This is a genomic window from Micromonospora sp. NPDC048063 (assembly GCF_043202855.1).
GTDB lineage: Bacteria > Actinomycetota > Actinomycetes > Mycobacteriales > Micromonosporaceae > Micromonospora.
Genome location: NZ_JBIDBG010000016.1, coordinates 114,107 through 138,951, shown reverse-complemented (window position 1 = coordinate 138,951; position 24,845 = coordinate 114,107). Strand labels below are relative to the sequence as shown.

Annotated in this window: 3 protein-coding genes; all 3 read left to right on the top strand. The window is 75.8% G+C overall.

Features of this window, described 5'->3' with window-relative positions; translation table 11 throughout:
• Nucleotides 1–763: phosphopantetheine-binding protein (locus ACGFZ2_RS28205; RefSeq protein ID WP_393458673.1), on the top strand; the 763-nt coding region annotated here is incomplete at its 5' end.
• A 269-nt stretch (nt 764–1,032) separates the two neighbouring features.
• Complete coding sequence (locus tag ACGFZ2_RS28200) at nt 1,033–1,893, top strand: metallophosphoesterase family protein (RefSeq protein ID WP_393458670.1); 861 nt, start codon at nt 1,033–1,035, stop codon at nt 1,891–1,893.
• Nucleotides 1,894–2,216: 323 nt separating this feature from the next.
• Complete coding sequence (locus tag ACGFZ2_RS28195; protein ID WP_393458667.1) at nt 2,217–24,821, top strand: type I polyketide synthase; 22,605 nt, start codon at nt 2,217–2,219, stop codon at nt 24,819–24,821.
• The last annotated feature ends 24 nt before the right edge of the window (nt 24,822–24,845 follow it).

Below are 24,845 nucleotides of genomic sequence, written 5' to 3'. Positions count from 1 at the left end.
GGCGGTGGGTGCGGCTGGGGAGGAGTTGAGTCGGCGGGGGTTGCCGGGGATGTCTCCGGAGTTGGCGGTGGTGGCGTTGCAGCGGGTGTTGGATGTTGGTGATGGTGAGGTGGTGGTGGCGGATGTGCGGTGGGATCGGTTTGTGTCGTCGTTCACGGCGTTGCGGCCGAGCCGGTTGTTCACCGAGATCCCCGAGGCACAGTTCGCGCAGGTCGAGGAGAGGCCGCACGGCGCTGACGGGGGCGCGGCGTCGGCGCTGCGGGAGCGGCTGGCCGCCGCCTCCGAGCCGGAGCGCGACCGCATCCTGCTCGACCTGGTCCGCGGCACCGCGGCGGCGGTGCTGGGGCACGCCACGCCGAGCGGGATCCGACCCGGCCGCGGCTTCCTCGAACTGGGCTTCGACTCCCTCACCGCGGTCGAGCTGCGCAACCGGCTGACCGCCGAGACGGGGATCGGGCTGCCCGCCACCCTCGTCTTCGACCACCCCACGCCGAACGCGCTGGCCGGTCACCTGCGGGCCGAGCTGGCACCCGGGCAGCCGGCGCTGCCGATCGTGGCGGAGATCGAGCGCCTCGACCAACTCCTCGGCGGGCTGCCGGACGGCCACCTCGACGACGCGGTCATCGGCCGGCTGGAGGACCTGGTGGCCCGGTGGCGAGGGCGTCCCACCCCCACCCCCACGCCGGCCGCCGGCGACGAGTTGGAGTCGGCGAGCCGGGAGGAGCTGTTCGACATCATCCAGCGGGAGTTCGGCAAGTCCTGACCGGGCCCGCCCGAGGCGGGCGGAGCGCGGCCGGCGCCGCAACGGGCACGGCTCGGGTGCGGCGGTACGCCGGGCGTGACCCGTGACCTGCCGATGCCGACATCGGCAGGTCACCGCCGCCTAGGGGTGCGCGGCGGCTGTCTAGGGGTGTGCCTGCGCGGGTCCGGCTCCGTAGGGTCGGAACCCTCAGGCCGTCCCGTGCTGCCCGCCGGCAGCCGGACGGTACGGATGAGGGTGCGTGCGGTACCCCGGATGGACGGGAGGTCCGCATGGCCGGATCCGGCCTGCCTCAGTTGCTCGCCATCAGCGACCTGCACGTCGTGCACGCCGAGAACAAGGCCATCGTCGAGCGGCTGCGGCCGGAGCGGGACGGCGACTGGCTCGTCGTCGCCGGCGACGTCGGGGAGTTCGCCAGCGACATCGAATGGGCGCTGGGGCTGCTCAGCCGGCGCTTCGCGAAGGTGATCTGGGCCCCCGGCAACCACGAGCTCTGGACTCCCCGGGAAGACCCGGTCCAGTTGCGGGGGGACGAGCGCTACCGGCACCTGGTGGAGCTGTGCCGAGGCCTCGGGGTGGTCACCCCGGAGGACCCGTACCCCGTCTGGGACCCGCAGGGCGACGACCCGGTGCTGATCGCCCCGCTGTTCCTGCTTTACGACTACAGCTTCCGGCCCCCCGGGACGTACACCAAGGAGCAGGCCCTGGCGCGGGCCCACGAGGTCGGCGTGGTCTGCACCGACGAGATCCTGCTGCACCCGGACCCGTACCCGACGAGGGACGCCTGGTGCCGGGCGCGGCTGGCCCTGACCGAGCGCCGGCTCACCGCGGAACGCGGCGGCCTGCCCACCGTCCTGGTCAACCACTTCCCGCTCGTCCGCGAGCCCACCCGGATCCTCCGGTACCCGGAGTTCGCGCAGTGGTGCGGCACCGAGGCCACCGCGGACTGGCACACCCGCTTCGACGCCCGCGTCGCCGTCTACGGCCACCTGCACATCCCGCGCACCACGTGGTACGACGGGGTGCGGTTCGAGGAGGTCTCGGTGGGCTACCCGCGGGAGTGGCGGCGCCGCTCCACGCCCCCGGGGCGGCTGCGCCGCATCCTGCCGGCAGCCGCCGGCCACCCCGCCTGACCGGCCCGCACGATGCGGATCGACGGTCTCTTTCCCGCGCGCCACGGCGGCCCTTCCGGCCCTGCCGATGAGGGGTTCTCTAGGGGTTGGGGACGCCATTGGCGCTCAGTACCGTCCACTCACGGTGGCGGGCATGTGCCGGCGAGGGGCTCCGGCGCGACGGACGCCTGAGCAGGCACGGAACGGATTCGGAAACAGGGATCGGGCGCATGGGTCGGACGGCCACGCCCCAACTCACCTGTGCACGAAGCCGGGCCGCCGGCGGTGGTGTGGTCAGCGAATCGGCAGATTCCGATCGATAGCAAGCTCTGGGCGGGTGGGTCATGGCGGACGAAGACAAGCTCCTCGAACACCTCAAGTGGGTGACCTCCGAGCTCCGCCTGGCGCGCCGGCGCCTGAGCGAGCTGGAGAACGAGGACGCGGAGCCGATCGCGATCGTCGGCATGGCCTGCCGTTTCCCCGGCGGGGTCGCCTCGCCAGAGGACCTCTGGGACCTGGTCGCGGGCGGCGTCGACGCCACCGGCACGTTCCCCGAGGACCGGGGCTGGGACCTGGAGCGGCTCTACGACCCGGACCCCGACCACCCCGGCACCACCTACAGCAACCGGGGCGGGTTCCTGCGGGACGCCGGCCTGTTCGACCCGACCCTGTTCGGGATCTCGCCGCGCGAGGCGCTGGCCATGGACCCGCAGCAGCGGCTTCTGCTGGAGGTGACCTGGGAGGTCTTCGAACGGGCCGGCATCGACGCCACGTCGGTGCGGGGCAGCCGTACCGGGGTGTTCGTCGGCACGGCGGGGCAGGACTACACGTCGGTGCTGCGGCAGCTGCCCGAGGGCGCCGAGGGCTACGTCCTCACCGGCACGGCGGCGAGCGTCATGTCCGGCCGGCTGGCGTACTCCTTCGGGCTGGAGGGGCCCGCCGTCACGATCGACACCGCCTGCTCCTCCTCGCTGGTCGCGCTGCACCTCGCCGGCCAGGCCCTGCGGGACGGCGAGTGCTCCCTCGCGGTGGCCGGCGGCGTCACCGTACTGGCCACGCCCGGCGCCTTCGTCGAGTTCTCCCGCCAGCGGGGGCTCGCCTCCGACGGCCGGTGCAAGGCGTTCTCCGCCGACGCCGACGGCACCGGCTGGTCCGAGGGCGTCGCCATGCTGCTGGTCGAGAAGCTCTCCGACGCCCGGCGCAACGGGCACCCCGTCCTGGCGGTGATCCGCGGCAGCGCCGTGAACCAGGACGGCGCCAGCAGCGGCCTGACCGCCCCCAACGGCCCCTCTCAGCAGCGGGTCATCCGGCAGGCGCTGGAGAACGCCCGGCTCACGCCGTCCGACGTGGACGTCGTCGAGGCGCACGGCACGGGCACCCGCCTCGGCGACCCGATCGAGGCACAGGCGCTGCTGGCCACGTACGGCCAGGGCCGGACCGCCGACCGGCCGCTGTGGCTGGGGTCGCTGAAGTCGAACATCGGCCACCCGCAGGCCGCCGCCGGCGCCGGCGGCGTCATCAAGATGGTGATGGCGATGCGGCACGGCGTGCTGCCGCCGACCCTGCACGTCGAGAAGCCGTCCCCGCACGTCGACTGGTCGACGGGGGCGGTGTCGCTGCTGGACGGCGCGCGGCCGTGGCCGGGCGACGACCACGTCCGGCGGGCCGCCGTGTCGTCCTTCGGCATGAGCGGCACGAACGCCCACCTGATCCTGGAGCAGGCCCCGACCCCCGAACCGGTGGACGACCCGGCCGCCGCGCCCCGCCGGCCCGCCGTCGCGCCGGTGCTGCTGTCGGCCGCGCAGCCGGCCGCGTTGGCCGCGCAGGCGTATCGGTGGGCCCGCTGGCTGGGCGACGACGCCGAGCCGCGCCCGGTCGACGTGGGCTGGTCGTCGGTGGTGTCCCGGTCGACGCTCGACCAGCGCGCCGTGGTGCTCGCCGAGGACCGTGCGGGCCTGCTCGGCGGCCTGGCCGCCCTGGCGGCGGGAGAGCCCTCGGGCGCGGTGGTCGCGGGCCGGGCCGGGGACCGGGGTCCGCTGGCGGTGCTCTTCTCCGGTCAGGGCGCGCAGCGCGCCGGCATGGGCCGGGAGCTGTACGCCGAGTTCCCCGCCTTCGCCGCCGCGCTCGACGAGGCGTGCCGGCACCTGGACCGGGTGCTGCCGCAGCCGCTGCGCGAGGTGCTGTTCGCCGAGCCGGGCACCCCGGCGGCGGAGCTGCTGGACCAGACGGCCTTCACCCAGGCCGGGCTGTTCGCGGTCGAGGTGGCGCTGTTCCGGCTCGTCGAGTCGTTCGGTGTGGTGCCGGACTTCGTGGGCGGCCACTCGATCGGTGAGATCGCCGCCGCGCACGTGGCCGGGGTGCTGTCCCTGGAGGACGCCTGCCTGCTCGTTGCCGCCCGGGGCCGGCTGATGCAGGCCCTGCCCGCCGGCGGCGGGATGCTGGCCGTCGCGGCGGACGAGGCGGCGGTGGCGGAGTCCATCGCCGCCCTGACCGACCGGGTCGGGATCGCCGCCGTGAACGGGCCGACCTCCGTCGTCGTGTCCGGCGCGGTCGAGGCCCTCGACGAGGTGGAGCGCGCCTGGCGGGACCGCGGCGTGCGGGTCCGCCGGTTGACGGTGAGCCACGCGTTCCACAGCCCGCTCATGGAGCCGGTGCTGGAGCGGTTCCGGGGCATCGTCGCGCGGCTGACCTTCGCCGCGCCCACGCTGCCGCTGGTGTCGAACCTGACCGGGGCGCTCGCCGACCCCGACGAGATCCGCACTGTCGACTACTGGGTGCGGCACGTCCGCGAGGCCGTCCGCTACGCCGACGGGCTGACCGCGCTGCGGGCCGCCGGCGCCGACACGTTCCTGGAGATCGGCCCGCAGAGCGTGCTGACCGCGATGGCGGCCGACATCCTGCCCGACGACGACGTGCTGGCCGTCGCCGCCCAGCGCCGGGACCGGCCGGAGGCGCACGCGCTGCTGGCCGCGCTCGCCGAGCTGCACGTGCACGGCGTGCCGGTGGCCTGGCAGGAGTGGTTCGCCGACACCGGCGCACGCCGGGTCGACCTGCCCACGTACGCCTTCCAGCGGGAGCGGTTCTGGCCCGAGGTGGTGCCGTGGCGCGTCGGCGACGTGACGGGCGCCGGCCTGGGCGTGGCGGGGCACCCGCTGCTCGGCGCGGCGGTGCGGCTCGCCGGTGACGACGAGGTGGTGCTGACCGGCCGGTTGTCGGCGTCGACCCACCCGTGGCTGACGGACCACGTCGTGTCCGGCGCCGTGGTGGTGCCGGGCACTGCCCTGGTGGAGCTGGCCGTACGCGCCGGTGACGAGGTGGGCGCGTCCCGGGTGGGCGAGCTGACCGTCGCCGCGCCGCTGGTGCTGCCGGCGTCCGGCGCGGTACGCGTGCAGGTGCGCGTCGGCGCGGCCGACGACTCCGGCACCCGGTCGGTCGCCGTCCACTCCCAGCCCGAGGAGGACGGCGACACCGAGTGGGTGCGGCACGCCGACGGTGTGCTGGAGCCGACGTCGGCCGACGAGCCGACCGTCGGCGCGTGGCCGCCGGCGGACGCGACCGAGGTGGACCTCGCCGGGTGGTACGCGAGGCTGGCCGAGCACGGCCTGTCGTACGGGCCCGTGTTCCGGGGCGTGCGGCGGGTCTGGTCGACCGACGGCGAGGTGTACGCCGAGGTCGCGCTGCCTGACGAGGCGGCCGGCGAGGCCACCGCGTTCGGGGTGCACCCGGCGCTGCTGGACGCCGCGCTGCACCCGGTGGCGCTGCTGCTCGCCGGGGAGTCGGCGAGCGGGCCGCGGGTGCCGTTCGCGTTCGAGGGCGTGCAGGTGCACGCCTCGGGCGCCCGGACGCTGCGGGTGCGGCTGACCCGGGACGGGTCCGGGGTGCGGCTGGTCGCCTGCGACGGGGCGGGCACGCCGGTGGTGTCGGTGGACTCCCTGGTGCTCCGGGAGATGACCGGGGTGACGCCCCACGGCGCCGCCGCCCGGTCGCTGTTCGACGTGGCGTGGCAGGCCGAGCGCGTCCTCCCCGTCGACGACGTCGCGGGGTGGGCGGTGCTGGGCCGGTCGGTGCCGGCCGCACTGCCGGAGCTGCCGGTCCACGCCGACGTGGCCGCGCTGGCCGCGAGCGGGCAGCCGGCCCGGCAGGTGCTGCTAGCGGTGCCGGCCGGCGACCCCGGCGTCGCCGTGCCGGACGCCGTGCGGGCGGTCACCACCGGCGTCCTGGGCGTGCTGCGCTCCTGGCTCGCCGCCGACGAGGTGGCGGACGCGAAGCTGGTCGTGGTGACCCGGGGGGCGGTGGCCGCCGGGGACGACGACCAGGTCACCGACCTGGCCGGCGCGGCGGTCTGGGGCCTGCTGCGCTCCGCGCAGTCCGAGCACCCGGGGCGGATCGTCCTCGCCGACGTCGACGGCGAGCTGGACCGGACCGTCCTGGCCGTGCTGGCCGGCGCGGCGGTCGACCCGTCGGTCTCCGGCGGCCAGCTCGCGCTGCGCGCCGACCGGACGCTCGTGCCGAGGCTGGTGCGGCCGGCGGGCGACGACCTGACCCCCCCGTCGTCCGGGCCGTGGCACCTGGCCGCCGTCGCCCCGGGCACGCTGGACGGGGTGGACCTGGTGCCCGCCACTGCCGTCGCGCTGGACGCGGGGCAGGTGCGCATCGCCGTCCGCGCGGCGGGGGTGAACTTCCGGGACGTGCTGATCGGTCTGGGGATGTATCCGGATCCGGCTGCGGTGATGGGCAGCGAGGGTGCGGGCGTGGTGGTCGAGGTCGGTCCCGGTGTGACCGACCTGGTGCCCGGCGACCGGGTGCTCGGCATGTTCGAGTTCGGATTCGGCCCGCAGGCGGTCGCCGCGCGGGAGCGGATCGCGAAGATGCCCGCCGGCTGGTCGTTCACCCAGGCGGCGTCGATGCCCCTGGTCTTCCTGACGGCGTACTACGCGCTGCGTGACCTGGCCGGTCTGCGGGCCGGCGAGTCGGTGCTGATCCACAACGGTGCGGGCGGCGTCGGTATGGCCGCGATCCAGCTCGCCAACCACCTCGGCGCCACCGTCCACGCCACCGCCAGCCCGGGCAAGTGGGGTGTGCTGCGGGGGTTGGGCGTGGCCGAGGAGCGGATCGCGTCGTCGCGGACGACGGAGTTCGAGTCGTCCTTCACGTCGGTTACCGGTGGCGCCGGGGTGGACGTGGTGCTGGACGCGCTGGCGGGGGAGTTCGTCGACGCGTCGTTGCGGTTGCTGCCGCGTGGTGGTCGGTTCGTGGAGATGGGCAAGGCCGATCTGCGGGACCCGGACGTGGTCGCCGCCGAGCACCCGGGCGTGACCTATCGCGCGTTCGACCTGAACGAGGCCGGCAGCACCCGGATCGGCGAGATGCTGGCCGAACTCCTGGCGATGTTCGAGCAGGGCGCGCTGCGGCCGCTTCCCGTGCGGGCGTGGGACGTGCGCCAGGCCCGGCAGGCCCTGCGGCACGTCAGCCAGGCCCGGCACGTCGGCAAGGTGGTGCTCCGCATCCCCGCCCCGGTGGACCCCGAGGGCACCGTGCTGGTCACCGGCGCCGCCGGGACGCTGGCCGGCGTGGTCGCCCGGCACCTCGTCGCCACCGGCCAGGCCCGACACCTGCTGCTGGCCTCCCGCCGCCACCCCGACCAGGCCGGCGGGGACGACTACGCCACCCTCGTCCGGGACCTGACGGAGGCGGGAGCCGAGGTCACCGCCGTGGCGGTCGACGTCAGCGACCCCGCGCAGGTCACCGGGCTGATCGCCGGGGTCGACCCGGCGCACCCGCTGACCGCGGTGATCCACACCGCCGGAATCCTCGCCGACGCGACCATCGGCTCGCTCGACGAGCGGGCCCTGCACGCCGTGCTGGCGCCGAAGGTGGACGCCGGCTGGGCGCTGCACGAGGCGACCCGGCACCTGGACCTGGCCGCGTTCGTGGTGTTCTCGTCGGTGGCGGCCACCCTCGGCTCGCCCGGGCAGGGCAACTACGCGGCGGCCAACGCCTTCCTCGACGCCCTTGCCCGGCACCGCCACCAGCAGGGCCTGCCCGCCACCAGCCTTGCGTGGGGCATGTGGGCCACCGCCAGCGCGATGACCGCGCACCTCGACGGGGACGACCAGCAGCGGCTGCGGCGCGTCGGCATGAGCGGCCTCTCCCCGGCCGAGGGCGCCGAACTCCTCGACGCGGCCCTGCCGTCGGCCGCGCCGGTCGTCGTCGCGGCCCGACTCCAGCTCACCGGCGAGACCAGCCAGGTGCCGCCGCTGATGCGGCAGCTCGTCCGCGCCGCCGGCCGGCGGCGCACGGCCACCGACCGACCGACCGCCGGGGCGTCCTGGCGGGACCGGCTGGCCGGCCTGCCCGAGGCGGACGCCCGGCAGACGCTGGTCGACATGGTCTGCGGGCAGGCCGCGACCGTGCTGGGTCACGCCTCGGCACAGGCGGTCTCCGCCGCCCGGGCCTTCAAGGACCTGGGCTTCGACTCGCTGACCTCGGTGGAGCTGCGCAACCGCCTGGGCGCCGCGACCGGGCTGCGGCTGTCCGCCACGCTGGCCTTCGACCACCCCACCCCGGCCCGGCTGGCCGACCACCTGTTCCAGCAGCTCGGCCACGCCACCGGCGCCGGCCCGACGGTGCGTACGGTCGGCACCGGTGACGCCGACGAGCCGATCGCCATCATCGGCATGGCCTGCCGCTACCCCGGCGGCGTCGCCACCCCCGAGCAGCTGTGGCAGCTCGTCACCTCCGGGTCCGACGCGATCGGCGGATTCCCCACCGACCGCGGCTGGGACCTCGACCGGCTGTACGGCGCGGACGGCGACCAGGCCGGCGGCACCGTCACCGACCAGGGCGGCTTCCTCTACGACGCAGCCGACTTCGACGCCGGCTTCTTCAACATCAGCCCCCGCGAGGCCCTCGCCATGGACCCGCAGCAGCGGCTGCTGCTGGAGACCGCCTGGGAGAGCTTCGAGTACGCCGGCATCGACCCCACCGGGGTCACCGGCACCGCCACCGGCGTCTTCGTCGGCGCCGCCTCCTCCGGCTACGCCAGCAGCGGCCGCGACGACCTGGACGGCCTCGAGGGGCACCTGCTCACCGGCACGGCGGGCAGCGTCGCCTCCGGGCGGGTCGCCTACACCTTCGGCCTCGAAGGCCCGGCCGTCACCGTCGACACCGCCTGCTCCTCGTCCCTGGTCGCGCTGCACCTCGCCGCCCAGGCGCTGCGCGGCGGGGAGTGCGACCTCGCCCTGGCCGGCGGGGTGGCGCTGATGGCGCAGCCCGGCATGTTCTCCGAGTTCTCCCGGCAGGGCGGGCTGGCCCCGGACGGGCGCTGCAAGGCGTTCGCCGCCGGCGCCGACGGCACCGGCTGGTCCGAGGGTGTGGGCATGCTGCTGGTGGAGCGGCTCTCCGACGCCCGGCGCAACGGGCACCGCGTCCTCGCCGTCGTGCGTGGCTCCGCGATCAACCAGGACGGCGCGTCCAACGGGCTGACCGCCCCGAACGGCCCCTCCCAGCAGCGGGTGATCCGGCAGGCCCTCGCCAACGCCCGGCTCGCCACGACCGACGTGGACGCCGTCGAGGCGCACGGCACCGGCACCACCCTCGGCGACCCGATCGAGGCCCAGGCCCTGCTGGCCACCTACGGGCAGGACCGGAACGGCGGGGAGCCGCTCTGGCTGGGGTCGATCAAGTCGAACATCGGCCACGCCCAGGCGGCGGCCGGCGTCGCCGGCGTGATCAAGATGGTGCTGGCGATGCGGCACGGCATGCTGCCGCCCACCCTGCACGTGGACGAGCCGTCGCCGCACGTCGACTGGAGCGCCGGGGCGGTCGCCCTGCTCACCGAGGCGCGGCCGTGGCCGGCCGCCGACCGGCCCCGCCGCGCGGCGGTGTCGTCGTTCGGCATCAGCGGCACCAACGCGCACACCATCATCGAACAGGCGCCGGCCGAGGCCGCCCCGGCGACGCTCCCGCCGGCCGATGACCTGCCCGGCCTGGTCGGGCCCGCCGCCGTGCCGCTGCTCGTGTCCGGCCGCAGCCCCCGCGCCCTGCGCGAGCAGGCCGCCCGCCTCGGCGAGCGCCTCGCCGCCGACGCCGACCTGGACCTGCGCGATCTCGGGTTCTCCCTGGCCACCCGGCGGGCCCACCACCCGTACCGCGCGGTCGCCCTGGCCGGCGACCGGGACGACGCCGTCGCCCGCCTGGCCGCGCTCGCCGCCGCCGACGGCGCGCCGACCGCCACGGACGCGACGCCGAAGGTCCTCTTCGTCTTCCCCGGCCAGGGCTCGCAGTGGGCCGGCATGGCGCTGGACCTGCTGGACTCCTCCCCGGTCTTCCGGCAGCGGATGCGGGAGTGCGCGGACGAGCTGTCCCGCCACGTGGACTGGTCCCTGGAGGACGTGCTCCGGGAGGCGCCCGGCGCGCCGCCGCTGGACCGGGTGGACGTCGTCCAGCCCGTGCTCTTCTCCGTCATGGTGTCCCTCGCGCAGCTCTGGCGCTCGTGCGGCGTGGAGCCGGCCGCCGTCGTCGGGCACTCGCAGGGCGAGATCGCCGCGGCCTGCGTCGCCGGCGCGCTGACCCTCGCCGACGCGGTGCGGCTCGTCGTGGCGCGCAGCCGCGGCCTGCTGGCGATCGTGGGCCGGGGCGGCATGGTCTCCGTCCCGCTCCCGGCCGCCGACACCGAGCAGCTGATCGCGCCGTGGCAGGGGAGCCTCTCCGTCGCCGCCGTCAACGGCGCCGCCGTGACCGTGGTCTCCGGCGACTCGGCGGCGGTCACCGCGCTGCTCGCGCACTGCGCCGAGCGGGACATCCGGGCCCGGCAGATCGCCGTCGACTACGCGTCGCACTGCGGCCACGTCGACGCGGTCCGCGACGAGGTGATGGCCGGGCTCGGCACGGTCGAGCCCCGGTCCACCACGGTCGCCTTCCACTCCACCGTCACCGGGGAGCTGATCGACACCACCGAGCTCGACGCGGAGTACTGGTACCGCAACCTGCGGGAACCGGTCCGGCTCGGGCCCGTGGTGGACCGGCTGGTCGACGAGGGCTTCCGGGTCTTCGTCGAGGTCAGCCCGCACCCTGTGCTCAAGGTGGCCGTCCAGGACGCGCTCGACCGGGCCACCGGCGCCGGCGACGCGGGCGTGGTGGCGGGTTCGCTGCGCCGCGACGAGAACGGGCCGCGCCAACTGCTGGCCAACCTCGGCGACCTGCACGTCGCCGGCGTGCCCGTGGACTGGACGAGGGTGTTCGCCGGCTGCGGCGCCACCCCCGTCGACCTGCCCACGTACGCCTTCCAGCGGGACCGGTTCTGGCCGGCGGTCGACCGGTCGGCGGCCGGTGACGTGTCGGGCGCGGGCCTGGGCGCGGCGGGGCACGGACTGCTCGGCGCGGCGGTGCGCCTCGCCGGTGACGACGAGGTCGTGCTGACCGGCCGGCTGTCGGTGTCGACGCACCCCTGGCTGGCGGACCACGTGGTCGGTGGCGCGGTGGTGCTGCCGGGCACCGCCCTGGTCGAACTCGCGGTGCGGGCCGGCGACGAGGTGGGCGCGTCACGGGTGCGCGAGCTGACCGTCGCCGCGCCGCTGGTGCTGCCGGACACCGGCGCGACCCGCGTGCAGGTGCGTGTCGGCGCGGCCGACGGCTCCGACGCCCGGCCCGTGGCGGTGCACTCGCAGCCCGACGGCGACCCGGAGGCCGCCTGGGTGCGGCACGCCGACGGCCTGCTGGAGTCGGCCGCCGACGAGCCGGCCGTTGGCCCCTGGCCGCCGACCGGGGCAGCCGAGGTGGACCTCGCCGGCTGGTACCCGGCGCTGGCGGAGCGCGGCCTGGCCTACGGGCCGGCGTTCCGGGGCCTGCGCCGGCTGTGGACCGCCGACGACGAGGCGTACGCCGAGGTGGCCCTGCCCGCCGAGGCGGCCACCGACGCCGCCGGCTTCGCCGTGCACCCGGCCCTGCTGGACGCCGCGCTGCACCCCGTCGGGCTGCTGCTGACCGAGCGGACCGGCGGACCGCGCGTGCCGTTCGCGTTCGAGGGCGTGCAGGTGCACGCCTCCGGCGCCACGACGCTGCGGGTGCGCTTGACCCGGGCCGGCTCCCGGGTCCGGCTGGTGGCCGGCGACGAGTCCGGCGCACCGGTGGTCTCCGTGGAGTCGCTCGCGCTGCGCGAGATGAGCGACGCCGCCGGTGCGGAGAGCGCGGAGCGGTCGCTGTTCGAGGTGACGTGGCAGCCCGAGGCGGTCACCCCGGCGCGGGACGTCTCCGGCTGGGTGCTGCTCGGCGCCGGCGAGGCGCCGGCGGGCCTGGCCACGCCGGTGTTCCCGACCGTCGACGACGTGACCGCGGCGGTCTCGGCCGGGTCGGTCGAGGCGCCCCGCGCGCTGGTCCTCCCGGTCGACGCCGGCACGCCGGACGGCGACCTGCCCGACCTCGTTCGTACGGTCACCGCCGGGGTGCTGGACGCGGTGCGCTCCTGGTTGGACAGCGCGGCCCTGGCGGACACGACGCTGGTGGTGCTGACCCGCGGCGCCGTGGTCGCCACCCCGGCCGACGCGCTGCGGGACCTGGCCGGCGCGGCGGTCTGGGGCCTGCTGCGCTCCGCGCAGTCCGAGCACCCGGGGCGGATCGTCCTCGCCGACGTCGACGGCGAACTCACCCCGGCCACCCTCGCCGTGCTGGCCGGCGTGGCCGAGGACCCGTCGGCCACCGGCGGCCAGGTGGCCGTACGCGGCGACGACGTGCGCACCCCGCGCCTGGGCCGGCCCGCCGGCCCGGCCGCCGACGAACTCGTCCCGCCGGCCGGACTGTGGCGGGTCGGTGCGGTCAGCCCCGGCACCCTGGACGGGATCGGCATGGTGCCCGCCACTGCCGTCGCGCTGGACGCGGGGCAGGTGCGCATCGCCGTCCGCGCGGCGGGGGTGAACTTCCGGGACGTGCTGATCGGTCTGGGGATGTATCCGGATCCGGCTGCGGTGATGGGCAGCGAGGGTGCGGGCGTGGTGGTCGAGGTCGGTCCCGGTGTGACCGACCTGGTGCCCGGCGACCGGGTGCTCGGCATGTTCGAGCCCGCCTTCGCCCCCGAGGTGATCGCCGCCCGCGACCTCGTCGCGAAGATCCCCGCCGGCTGGTCCTTCGCGCAGGCCGCGTCCGTGCCGGTGGTCTTCCTGACGGCGTACTACGCGCTGCGTGACCTGGCCGGTCTGCGGGCCGGCGAGTCGGTGCTGATCCACAACGGCGCGGGTGGGGTCGGCATGGCCGCGATCCAGCTCGCTCGGCACTGGGGCGCGACGGTGTTCGCCACCGCCAGTCCCGGCAAGTGGGGTGTGCTGCGTGGGTTGGGCGTGGCCGAGGAGCGGATCGCGTCGTCGCGGACGACGGAGTTCGAGCGGTCCTTCACGTCGGTTACCGGTGGTGCCGGGGTGGACGTGGTGCTGGACGCGCTGGCGGGGGAGTTCGTCGACGCGTCGTTGCGGTTGCTGCCGCGTGGTGGTCGGTTCGTGGAGATGGGCAAGGCCGATCTGCGGGACCCGGACGTGGTCGCCGCCGAGCACCCGGGCGTGACGTACCGCGCGTTCGACCTGAACGAGGCCGGACATCGGCGCATCGGCGAGATGCTCACCGAGGTCCTCGCCCTCTTCGAACAGGGCGCGCTGCGGCCGCTTCCCGTGCGGGCGTGGGACGTACGCCAGGCCCGGCAGGCCCTGCGGCACATCAGCCAGGCCCGGCACATCGGCAAGGTCGTCCTGCGGGTGCCCGCGCCGGCCGACCCGGACGGCACCGTGCTGATCACCGGCGCCGGCGGTGCCCTCGCCGGCGTGTTCGCCCGGCACCTCGTCGCCACCGGCCAGGCCCGCCACCTGCTGCTGGCCTCCCGCCGCGGCCCGGAGCAGTACGGGGACCTGGTCGAGGAGCTGACCCGTGCGGGCGCCCGGGTCACCGTCGGCACCGCCGACGTGGCCGACCCCGCGCAGGTGACCCGGCTGCTGGAGCTGGTGGAGCCGGCGCACCCGCTGACCGCGGTGGTCCACACCGCCGGGGTGATCGCCGACGCGACCATCGGCTCGCTCGACGAGCGGGCCCTGCACGCCGTGCTGGCGCCGAAGGTGGACGCCGGCTGGGCGCTGCACGAGGCGACCCGGCACCTGGACCTGGCCGCGTTCGTGGTGTTCTCGTCGGTGGCGGCCACCCTCGGCTCGCCCGGGCAGGGCAACTACGCGGCGGCCAACGCCTTCCTCGACGCCCTTGCCCGGCACCGCCACCAGCAGGGCCTGCCCGCCAGCAGCCTCGCCTGGGGACTGTGGGCCACCAGCAGCGCCATGACCGCCCACCTGGGCGGCACCGACCACCGCAAGGCCATTCGCGCCACCAGTGCCCCGCTGACCGACCAGCAGGGCGTGGCGCTCTACGAGCTGGCGCGCCGGCGCGGCGACGCGCACCTCGTACTCATGAACCTGCCGCCGGCGGCGTCGCGGCCGGCCGGCCGGGCCGTGCCCAGCCTGCTGCGAGACCTGATCCGACCCACCGCCCCGGCCCGGCGCGCGGTGGGCCGGGGCCCGGCGGACACCGCGTCCGTGCGGGACCGGCTGGCGATGCTCAGCCCCGCGGAGCGGCGCGGCCACCTGATCGACCTGGTGGCCGCCAGCGTGGCCGCCGTGCTCGGGCACCGCTCGGCGGAGAGCGTCGACACCCAACGCGCCTTCAAGGAACTGGGCTTCGACTCGCTCACCTCGGTGGAACTGCGCAACCGGCTGTCCGCCGCGACCGGGCTGCGGCTGCCCGCGACCGTGGCGTTCGACTACCCCGCCCCGGTGGTGCTCGCCGAGTTCCTCGACCAGGAACTCGGCGGCGCGGCGGCGGAGGCCCGGCCCGCCGCGGTCGCCACGACCGCCGCCCTCGACGAGCCGATCGCCATCATCGGCATGGCCTGCCGGTTCCCCGGCGACGTGCAGACCCCCGAGCAGCTCTGGGACGTGGTCACCGCCGGCGCCGACGTCATCTCGCCGTTCCCCACCGACCGGGGCTGGAACCTGGACGACCTGCGCGCCGACGGCGAGGACGTCACCTCCGTACCGCGCCAGGGCGGCTTCCTCCACGACGCCGCCCAGTTCGACGCCGCCTTCTTCGGGATCTCGCCCCGGGAGGCCCTCGCGATGGACCCGCAGCAGCGGCTGCTGCTGGAGACGTCCTGGGAAGCCTTCGAACGGGCCGGGATCGACCCCCACTCGGCGCGGGGCAGCAGCACCGGCGTCTACGTCGGGCTCATCTACCACGACTACGCATCCCAGGCCGCCGGCACCACCGACGAACTGGGCGGCCACGTCGGCAACGGCAGCGCCGGCAGCGTCGCCTCGGGCCGGATCTCGTACCTGTTCGGCCTGGAGGGCCCGGCCGTCACCGTCGACACCGCCTGCTCGTCGTCGCTGGTGGCGCTGCACCTGGCGACCCAGGCGCTGCGGCAGGACGAGTGCCGCCTCGCGCTCGCCGGCGGGGTGAGCGTCATGTCCACCCCCGGCATGCTCACCGAGTTCTCCCGGCAGCGCGGCCTGTCCGCCGACGGGCGGTGCAAGGCCTTCGGCGCGGGCGCCGACGGCACCGGCTTCGCCGAGGGCGTCGGCATGCTCCTGCTGGAGCGCCTCTCCGACGCGCAGCGCAACGGCCACCGCGTCCTCGCCGTCGTCCGCGGCAGCGCGGTCAACCAGGACGGCGCCAGCAGCGGCCTGACCGCGCCGAACGGCCCCGCCCAGCAACGGGTGATCCGGCAGGCCCTCGCCAACGCCCGGCTCGCCACGACCGACGTGGACGCCGTCGAGGCGCACGGCACCGGCACCACCCTCGGCGACCCGATCGAGGCACAGGCGTTGCTGGCCACGTACGGGCAGGGCCGGCCGCAGGACCGGCCGCTGTGGCTGGGGTCGGTCAAGTCGAACATCGGCCACGCCCAGGCGGCGGCCGGCGTCGCCGGCGTGATCAAGATGGTGCTGGCGATGCGGCACGGCATGCTGCCGCCCACCCTGCACGTCGAGAAGCCGTCCCCGCACATCGACTGGAGCGCCGGGGCGGTCGCCCTGCTCACCGAGGCGCGGCCGTGGCCGGCCGCCGACCGGCCCCGCCGCGCGGCGGTGTCGTCGTTCGGCATCAGCGGCACCAACGCGCACACCATCATCGAGCAGGCGCCGGAACCCGCCCCGGCGCCTGCCGCGCCGCCCGCCACGACGGTGCCGGGCGACCTCGTCGCCTGCGTCCTCTCCGCCCGCGACGACGCCGCCCTGCGCGAGCAGGCGCGCCGGCTGCGGACCCTGGCCGACGACGAGCCGGAGCTCACCGTCGCCGACATCGGCCGGGCCCTCGCCACCGGCCGGACCGCCTTCGAGCACCGCGCGGTGCTGCTGCCCCGCGACCGCGACGGCCTGCTCGCCGCCCTCGACGCGCTGGCCGCCGACGAACCTGCGGCCACCGTCGTACGGGGAGTCGCCCGGAGCGGGCGGATTGCCGTCCTCTTCTCCGGTCAGGGCGCGCAGCGTGCCGGGATGGGTCGTGAGTTGTCCGAGGCGTTCCCGGTCTTCGCCGCCGCGTTGGGCGAGGTGTGTGGGCATCTTGATCCGTTGCTGCCGCGTCCGTTGCGGGAGGTGTTGTTCGCCGAGGCGGGTACGGCCGAGGCGGAGTTGTTGGACCAGACGGTGTTCACGCAGGCCGGGTTGTTCGCGGTCGAGGTGGCGCTGTTCCGGTTGGTCGAGTCGTTCGGGGTGGTGCCGGACCTGGTGGCCGGGCACTCCATCGGCGAGATCGCGGCGGCGCACGTCGCCGGCCTGTTCGGCCTGGCCGACGCGTGCGCGCTGGTCGCGGCGCGCGGCCGGCTCATGCAGGCCCTGCCCGCCGGCGGCGGCATGCTGGCCGTGGCCGCCCCCGAGGACGCGGTGGCCGAGTCGATCGCCGCGCTCACCGACCGGGTCGGCGTCGCGGCGGTGAACGCCCCGACCGCCGTGGTGGTCTCCGGGGACGTCGAGGCGCTCGACGGACTGGAGCGGACCTGGCGGGAGCGGGGCGTCCGCACCCGCCGGCTGACCGTCAGCCACGCGTTCCACAGCCCGCTGATGGAGCCGATGCTGGGCGAGTTCCGGCAGGTGCTCGACGCACTGACGTTCCACTGGCCCGTCCTGCCGATCGTGTCGAACCTGACCGGGCAGGTCGCGGACCCCGACGAGATCGGCACCCCCGACTACTGGGTCCGGCACGTCCGGGAGACGGTCCGGTTCGCCGACGGGGTCGCGGCCCTCCGCGAGCGCAACGTGCGAACGTTCCTCGAACTGGGCCCCGACGCGGTGCTCGGCGGCATGGTGGGCGCCTGCCTGCCGGACGACGAGGCCACGCCGTCGGCGGCGGTCGTGGCGACCCTCCGCCCCGGCCGGTCCGAGCCGGTGTCGCTGGTCAACGCGCTGGCGGAGCTGCACGTGCACGGAGTGCCGGTCACCTGGACCGCCCTCCTCCCGGCCGCGACCCGCCCGGTCGACCTGCCGACGTACCCGTTCCAGCGGCAGCGCTTCTGGCCGGCCGTGGGTCGGCTGCGCGCCGGCGACGTCACCGGCGCCGGCCTCGGTGTGGCCGGACACGGGCTGCTCGGCGCGGCCGTGGACCTGGCCGGCGACGACGAGGTCGTGCTGACCGGCCGGATCTCCCTGGCCACGCACCCCTGGCTGGCCGACCACGTCGTCTCCGGCGTGACGCTGGTCCCGGGCACGGCGCTGGTGGAGCTGGCCGTACGCGCCGGCGACGAGGTGGACCTGCCCCGGCTGCGCGACCTGACGGTCCTGGTGCCGCTGGTGCTCCCCGAGTCCGGCGGCGTACGGATCCAGGTGCGGGTGTCCGCGTCGGAGACGCCGCAGCGTCCCGTCGCCGTCTACTCGCGTCCCGACGACGACCCGGAGGCGGGTTGGACGCAGCACGCGGAGGGCGTGCTGGAGCCGGCGACGGCGGACGAGCCCCGGCTGGCCGCCTGGCCGCCGGCCGGCGCCGCCGAGGTGGACCTGGCGGGCTGGTACCCGGCGCTGGTCGAGCACGGCCTGCGGTACGGGCCGGTCTTCCAGGGGCTCCGGCGCGTCTGGACCGGTGGTGACGACGTGTACGCCGAGGTGGTCCTGCCGGACGACGCGACGGCCGAGGCCGCCCGGTTCGGGGTGCACCCGGCGCTGCTGGACGCCGCCCTGCACCCGATCGGGCTGCTGCCCGGCACGGAGGAGTCGGGTGGGCCGCGCGTGCCGTTCGCGTTCGAGGGCGTGCAGGTGCACGCCTCGGGTGCCGGGGCGCTGCGGGTGCGGTTGAGCCGCAACGGCTCCGGGGTCCGGTTGACCGCCTGCGACGAGGCGGGCGCGCCGGTGGTGTCGGTCGACTCGCTCGTCCTGCGGGAGCTGACCGGCGTGGCCGCCGCCAGCGCGGCGTCCCGCTCGCTGTTCGAGGTGGTCTGGCAGGCCGAGGAGGCCGAACCGGTCGACGACGCGTCGGGCTGGGCAGTGCTGGGCGGGCCGGCCCTGCCGGGTGTCCCCGGCGGCCCCTCCGCCGAGACTATCCGGCAGCTACGGGCCGCCATCGAGGCCGGCATCACGCCGCCGCGCCTGCTGCTGTTCACGCCGTCCGGATCGAACGCCGACGACGCCGACCCGGCGGAGACCGTACGCACGGTGACCGCCGACGTGCTAGGCCTCGTGCAGGCGTGGCTGGCGGCCGACGTGCTGGCGGGCTCGACGCTGGTGGTGGTGACCCGGGGCGCGGTCTCGGTCGGTGCCGAGGACCGGGTCACGGATCTGGCGGGTGCGGCGGTGTGGGGTCTGCTGCGGTCGGCGCAGTCGGAGCACCCTGGCCGGATCGTCCTGGCCGACGTCGACGACGCGCTCAACCCGGGCGTGCTGGGCATCCTGGCCCGGTTCGCCGCCGACCCGGCCGGCGGCCAGCTGGTCGTCCGCTCCGGCGCGGTGTTCGTGCCTCGTCTGGTGCGTGCGGTCACCCCGGCGCCGGCCGACGGCCACGTGGTGGGCGACGGCACGGTGCTGGTGACCGGTGGTACGGGTGCGTTGGGCGCGTTGGTGGCTGAGCATCTGGTCACCTCGTGGGGTGTGCGGTCGCTGGTGCTGGTGTCGCGGCGGGGTCCGGAGGCTGCGGGTGCTGGGGAGTTGTCGGAGCGGTTGACCGCGCTCGGTGCTGCCGTGCGGGTGGTGACCTGTGACGTGACGGACCGGGATCAGGTGTTCGGCCTGGTCGCCGAGGTCGCCGCCGAGGGCCGGTTGGCGGGTGTGGTGCACACCGCCGGTGTGCTGGACGACGGGGTGATCGAGCGGGTCACCGATGAGCGGCTGGCTGGGGTGTTGGCGCCGAAGGTGTCGGCGGGTTGGTTCCTGCACGAGGCGACGGCGTCCCTGGATCTGGACTTGTTCGTGGTGTTCTCGTCGGTGGCGGGGGTGTTGGGTTCGCCGGGTCAGTCGGCGTACGCGGCGGGTAACGCGTTCCTGGACGGGTTGGCGGTGTGGCGGCGGCAGCTCGGGTTGCCGGCGGTGAGCCTGGCGTGGGGCATGTGGGACACCGCCGGCATGGCCGCGTCCATCGGCGGCACCGACCGGGCCCGCACGGCGCGCGCCGGACTCCGGGCGATGAACGCCCACACCGGACTGGAGCTGTTCGACACCGCGGTGGGGGCGGAGCGGTCGGTGCTGGTGCCGGCCGTGATCGACGTACCCGCGCTGCGGTCGGCGGCCTCCGGCGCGGTCGTACCGCCGATGCTGCGCAGCCTGGTCGACGTGGCGGCGACCCGCCGCCGGGCCGGGCAGGGCGCCGGCGGCTGGGCCGACCGGCTCGCCGGCCTCAGCGCGGAGGACGGCCTCGCACAGGTCGACCAGCTGGTCCGGGGCCTGGTCGCCCAGGTGCTCGGGCACGGCGGCGCGGAGGCGGTGCCGGCGGACCGGGCGTTCCGGGACCTCGGCTTCGACTCGCTGACCGCCGTCGAGCTGCGCAACCGGGTCAACGGCGCGACGGGCCTGCGGCTCACCTCGACCCTGGTGTTCGACTACCCGTCCCCGCAGGTCCTGGCGGCCCACGTGTACGCGGAACTCGTCGGTGACCGGCTCGGCGCCGTCGCCTCCGACGAGCCGACGGTCGGCGACGCCGACGAACCGATCGCGATCGTCGGCATGGCCTGCCGCTACCCGGGCGGGGTGGAATCCCCCGACGAGCTGTGGAAGCTGGTCAGCGCCGGTGGGGAGGGCATCGGGGAGTTCCCGGCCGACCGTGGCTGGAACCTGGAGTCGCTGTTCGACCCGGACCCCGACCACGCCGGCACCTCGTACACCCGGCACGGTGGCTTCCTGTACGGGGCCGCCGAGTTCGACCCCGGCTTCTTCGGCATCTCGCCGCGCGAGGCCCTCGCGATGGACCCGCAGCACCGGCTGCTGCTGGAGGCGTCGTGGGAGACGTTCGAGTCGGCGGGCCTGGACCCGGCGGGCCTGCGGGGCAGCCGGACCGGCGTGTTCGCGGGCGTGATCTACCACGACTACGCGACGCGGCTGATGGAGATGCCCGACGTCGAGGGCTACGTGGGGACCGGTAACTCCGGCAGCGTGCTGTCGGGTCGGGTGGCGTACACGTTCGGCCTGGAGGGCCCGGCGGTCACCGTGGACACGGCGTGCTCGTCCAGCCTGGTGGCGTTGCACCTGGCGGTGCAGGCGCTGCGCAGCGGCGAGTGCGACCTGGCCCTGGCCGGCGGTGTGACGGTGATGGCCACGCCGGGCACGTTCGTGGAGTTCTCGCGCCAGCGGGGTCTGTCGCCCGACGGTCGGTGCCGGTCGTTCGCGGCGTCGGCCGACGGCACGGGCTGGTCCGAGGGCGTCGGCGTGCTGCTGGTGCAGCGCCTGTCGGACGCGCAGCGGGAGGGCCGGCGGATCCTGGCGGTGGTGCGCGGCAGCGCGGTGAACCAGGACGGCGCGTCGAACGGGCTGACGGCGCCGAACGGCCCGTCGCAGCAGCGGGTTATCCGCCAGGCCCTCGCGTCGGCGCGGCTGTCCACGGCCGACGTCGACGTGGTCGAGGCGCACGGCACGGGCACGACGCTGGGCGACCCCATCGAGGCGCAGGCCGTGCTGGCCACGTACGGGCAGGACCGGCAGGGCCGGGAGCCGCTGTGGCTCGGGTCGATCAAGTCGAACATCGGCCACGCCCAGGCGGCGGCCGGGGTGGCCGGTGTGATCAAGATGGTGCTGGCGATGCGGCACGGTCTGGTGCCGCCGACGTTGCATGTGGATGAGCCGTCGCCGCACATCGACTGGACGTCGGGTGCGGTGGCTCTTGCGACGGAGGCGACGCCGTGGCCGGTCGTGGATCGGCCGCGTCGGGCGGCGGTGTCGTCGTTCGGTATCTCCGGTACGAACGCGCATGTGATCATCGAGCAGCCGCCGGCCGAGGTGGTGGAGGGCGGGGTCGTCGCCCGGGAGCTGCCGCCGGTGGTGCCGGTGCTGCTGTCCGCCCGCGACGCGGCCGGACTGTCGGCGCAGGCCGGCCGGTGGGCGAGCTGGCTGGCGGCGGACGAACAACGGCGCCCCGTGGATGTCGCGTGGTCGTCGGTGACGTCGCGGTCGGTGCTGGAGCACCGGGCCGTCGTGTCCGGTGCGACCCGGGACGAGGTGCTCGCGGGCCTTGCCGCGTTGGCGTCGGGCGAGCCGTCGGGCGGAGTGGTCGCCAGTTCCGCCGCCGTACGCGGTCAGCTCGCGCTGCTGTTCTCGGGTCAGGGTGCGCAGCGTGCGGGTATGGGCCGGGAGTTGTCCGAGGCGTTCCCGGTCTTCGCGGCGGCGTTGGGCGGGGTGTGTGCGCAGCTCGATCCGCTGTTGCCGCGTCCGTTGCGGGAGGTGCTGTTCGCGGAGCCGGGCACGGCCGAGGCGGCGTTGCTGGACCAGACGGTGTTCACGCAGGCCGGGTTGTTCGCGGTCGAGGTGGCGTTGTTCCGGCTGGTGGAGTCGTTCGGTGTGGTGCCGGACTTCGTGGGCGGTCACTCGATCGGTGAGATCACGGCCGCGCACGTCGCCGGGGTGCTGTCCCTGGCGGACGCCGCCGCGTTGGTGGCGGCGCGGGGTCGGCTGATGCAGGCCCTGCCGTCCGGAGGCGGGATGTTGGCGGTCGCCGCCGCCGAAGACGCGGTGGTCGAGTCGATCGCGGGTCTGGGCGACCGGGTCGGGATCGCGGCCGTGAACGGGCCTACCTCCGTCGTGGTGTCCGGGGCCGTCGAGGCGCTCGACGAGGTGGAGCGGTCCTGGCAGGGCCGGGGCGCGCGGACCCGCCGCCTCACCGTCAGCCACGCGTTCCACAGCCCGCTGATGGAGCCGATGCTCGACGAGTTCCGCGCGGTCCTGGACGGGTTGACCTTTGCCGCGCCGTTGCTGCCGGTGGTGTCGAACGTGACCGGTGCGCTCGCGGACGGCGAGGAGATCCGCACGGTCGACTACTGGGTGCGGCACGTCCGCGAGGCGGTGCGGTACGCCGATGGCGTCACCGCGCTGCGCGCCGCCGGGGTGGACACCTTCCTGGAGGTGGGTCCGCAGAGTGTGCTGACGGCGATGGCGGCGGACATCCTGCCCGAGGATGACGCCGTGCTGGCCGTTGCCACCCAGCGCAAGGACCGGCCCGAGGCATTCGCCCTGCTGCACGCCTTGGCCGACCTGCACGTGCACGGCGTGCCGGTGACCTGGCGGCAGTGGTTCGCCGACAGCGGCGCGCGGCGGGTGGACCTGCCCACGTACGCCTTCCACCGCGAGCGGTACTGGCCCGAGCCGGCGGCCCGGCCACGGACGGCGGCGACCCACGGCGGCGACGCCGACTTCTGGGACGCGGTGGAACGGGCCGACCTGACCGCCCTCGCCGCCCAGTTCGGCGACGACGGCGCGGCCCTGGACGCCCTTACCCCGGCCCTGCCGGTCCTGTCGACCTGGCACCGGGCCCGGACGCGGCGCGCGGTCGTGGACGGATGGTCGTACCGCGTCGGATGGAAGCGGACCGACCTCGCCGCCGCCGCCGGGAAGCCCGGCGCGTGGCTGCTCGTGACGGCCGAGGACGACCTCACGGACGGCACGCGGGCGGAAGCGGTCACCAAGGCCCTCGCCGCCGTCGGCGCCGACGTGGTCCGGCTGACCGTCGACCCGGTCGGCACCGACCGGGCGGACCTCGCCCGGCGGCTGGCCGACGCGCTGGCCGACGGGCCGGTCGCCGGCGTGCTCTCCCTGCTCGGCCTCCGTGACCAGCCGCACCCGTCCCACCCGGCCGTGCCCGTCGGGACGGCCGCCACGCTGCTGCTGCTCCAGGCCCTGCACGACACCGGCGCGACGACCCGGCTGTGGTGCCTGACCCAGGGCGCGGTCAGCACCGGGGACGACGACATCCTTGGCGACGCCGCCCAGAGCGCGCTCTGGGGGCTGGGCCGCGTGGCGGGCCTGGAGCACCCCCAGCTGTGGGGTGGCCTGGTGGACCTGCCCGAGCAGGTCGACGCGACGGGCTGGGACCGGCTGGCGCGGGTGGTGACCGGCGCCGGCGACGAGGACCAGGTGGCCGTACGGCCCTCCGGGGTGTTCGTCCGGCGTCTGGTCCGGTCGGCACCCGCCGCCCCCGACGCGGCGGAGCGCTGGCAGCCGTCCGGCACGGTGCTGATCACCGGGGGCACCGGCGCGCTGGGCGCCCACGTGGCCCGCTGGGTGGCCGCCGGTGGTGCCGCGCACGTGGTCCTGACCAGCCGCCGTGGCGAGCGGGCCGCAGGCGCGGCGGAGCTGCGCGACGAGCTGACCGCGCAGGGTGTCCGGGTGTCGGTCGTCGCCTGCGACGTGGCCGACCGCGACCAGGTGGCGGCCCTGCTGGCGAGCCTGGACGAGGACGACGCGCCGCTGACGGCCGTGGTGCACGCGGCGGGCGCCGGCGACGTCGGCATGATCGCCGAGACGGACCTGGCCGCGTTCGCCGCCGTGCTCGACGGCAAGGTCGCCGGCGCGCGGCACCTGGACGCCCTGCTCGGCGACCGGCCGCTGGGCGCGTTCGTGCTGTTCTCCTCCATCGCCGGCGTGTGGGGCAGCGGCGGGCAGGCGGCGTACGCGGCGGGCAACGCCTTCCTCGACGCGCTCGCCGAGCACCGTCGCGGGCGGGGCCTGACGGCGACCTCCGTGGCCTGGGGGCCGTGGGCCGACGGCGGCATGGCCACCGGCGAGGCCCGGGAGCTGCTGGCCCGACGCGGCCTGACGGCGATGGCACCGGCCGAGGCCGTGTACGCCATGCGGCACGCCGTCGGCCAGACCCGGGCGGCGCTGACCGTGGCGGACGTCGACTGGGCGGTCTTCGCCCCGGCGTACGCCTCGGCCCGCCCCCGACCGCTGCTCGACGACATCGCCGAGGCCCGCGAGGCGCTCGACGGTCACGGCGCCGAGCAGCCGGGCGGCGCCGCCGACGGCCTGCGGGAGCACCTGCTCACCCTGCCCCGCGCCGAGCAGGGCCGGCACCTGGTCGACCTGGTGCGGAACCACGCCGCGGCCGTGCTCGGCCACCAGGGCACGGACCGGGTCAAGCCGCAGCGCGCGTTCAAGGAGCTGGGGTTCGACTCGCTGACGGCGGTCGAGCTGCGCAACCGGCTGACCGGGGCCACCGGCCTGTCGCTGCCCGCCACCCTCGTCTTCGACTACCCGAACCCGGCCGTCCTCGCCGAGCACCTGCTCGACGGGCTGGTGCCCGAGGCACGCCAGGCCGACGACGGCGACCCGGCGGAGGCGGCCGTGCGGCAGGCGCTGGCGACCATCCCGCTGGCCCGCATCCGCGAGGCCGGGCTGCTGGACCTGCTGCTAAACCTCACCGACGCCGACGGCGGCGGCGACGAGTCCACCACCGACGGGGCCCTGGACCTCGACGAGATGGACGCCGACACCCTCGTCAGGCTGGCGCTTGACGGAACCGATTCCTGACCGTTGTCCCCAGTACGGAGCTCA

Coding starts and splice junctions, on each gene's coding strand:
- ACGFZ2_RS28200 (WP_393458670.1), top strand. CDS start 1,033: ATGGCCGGATCCGGCCTGCCTCAGTTGCTCGCCATCAGCGACCTGCAC.
- ACGFZ2_RS28195 (WP_393458667.1), top strand. CDS start 2,217: ATGGCGGACGAAGACAAGCTCCTCGAACACCTCAAGTGGGTGACCTCC.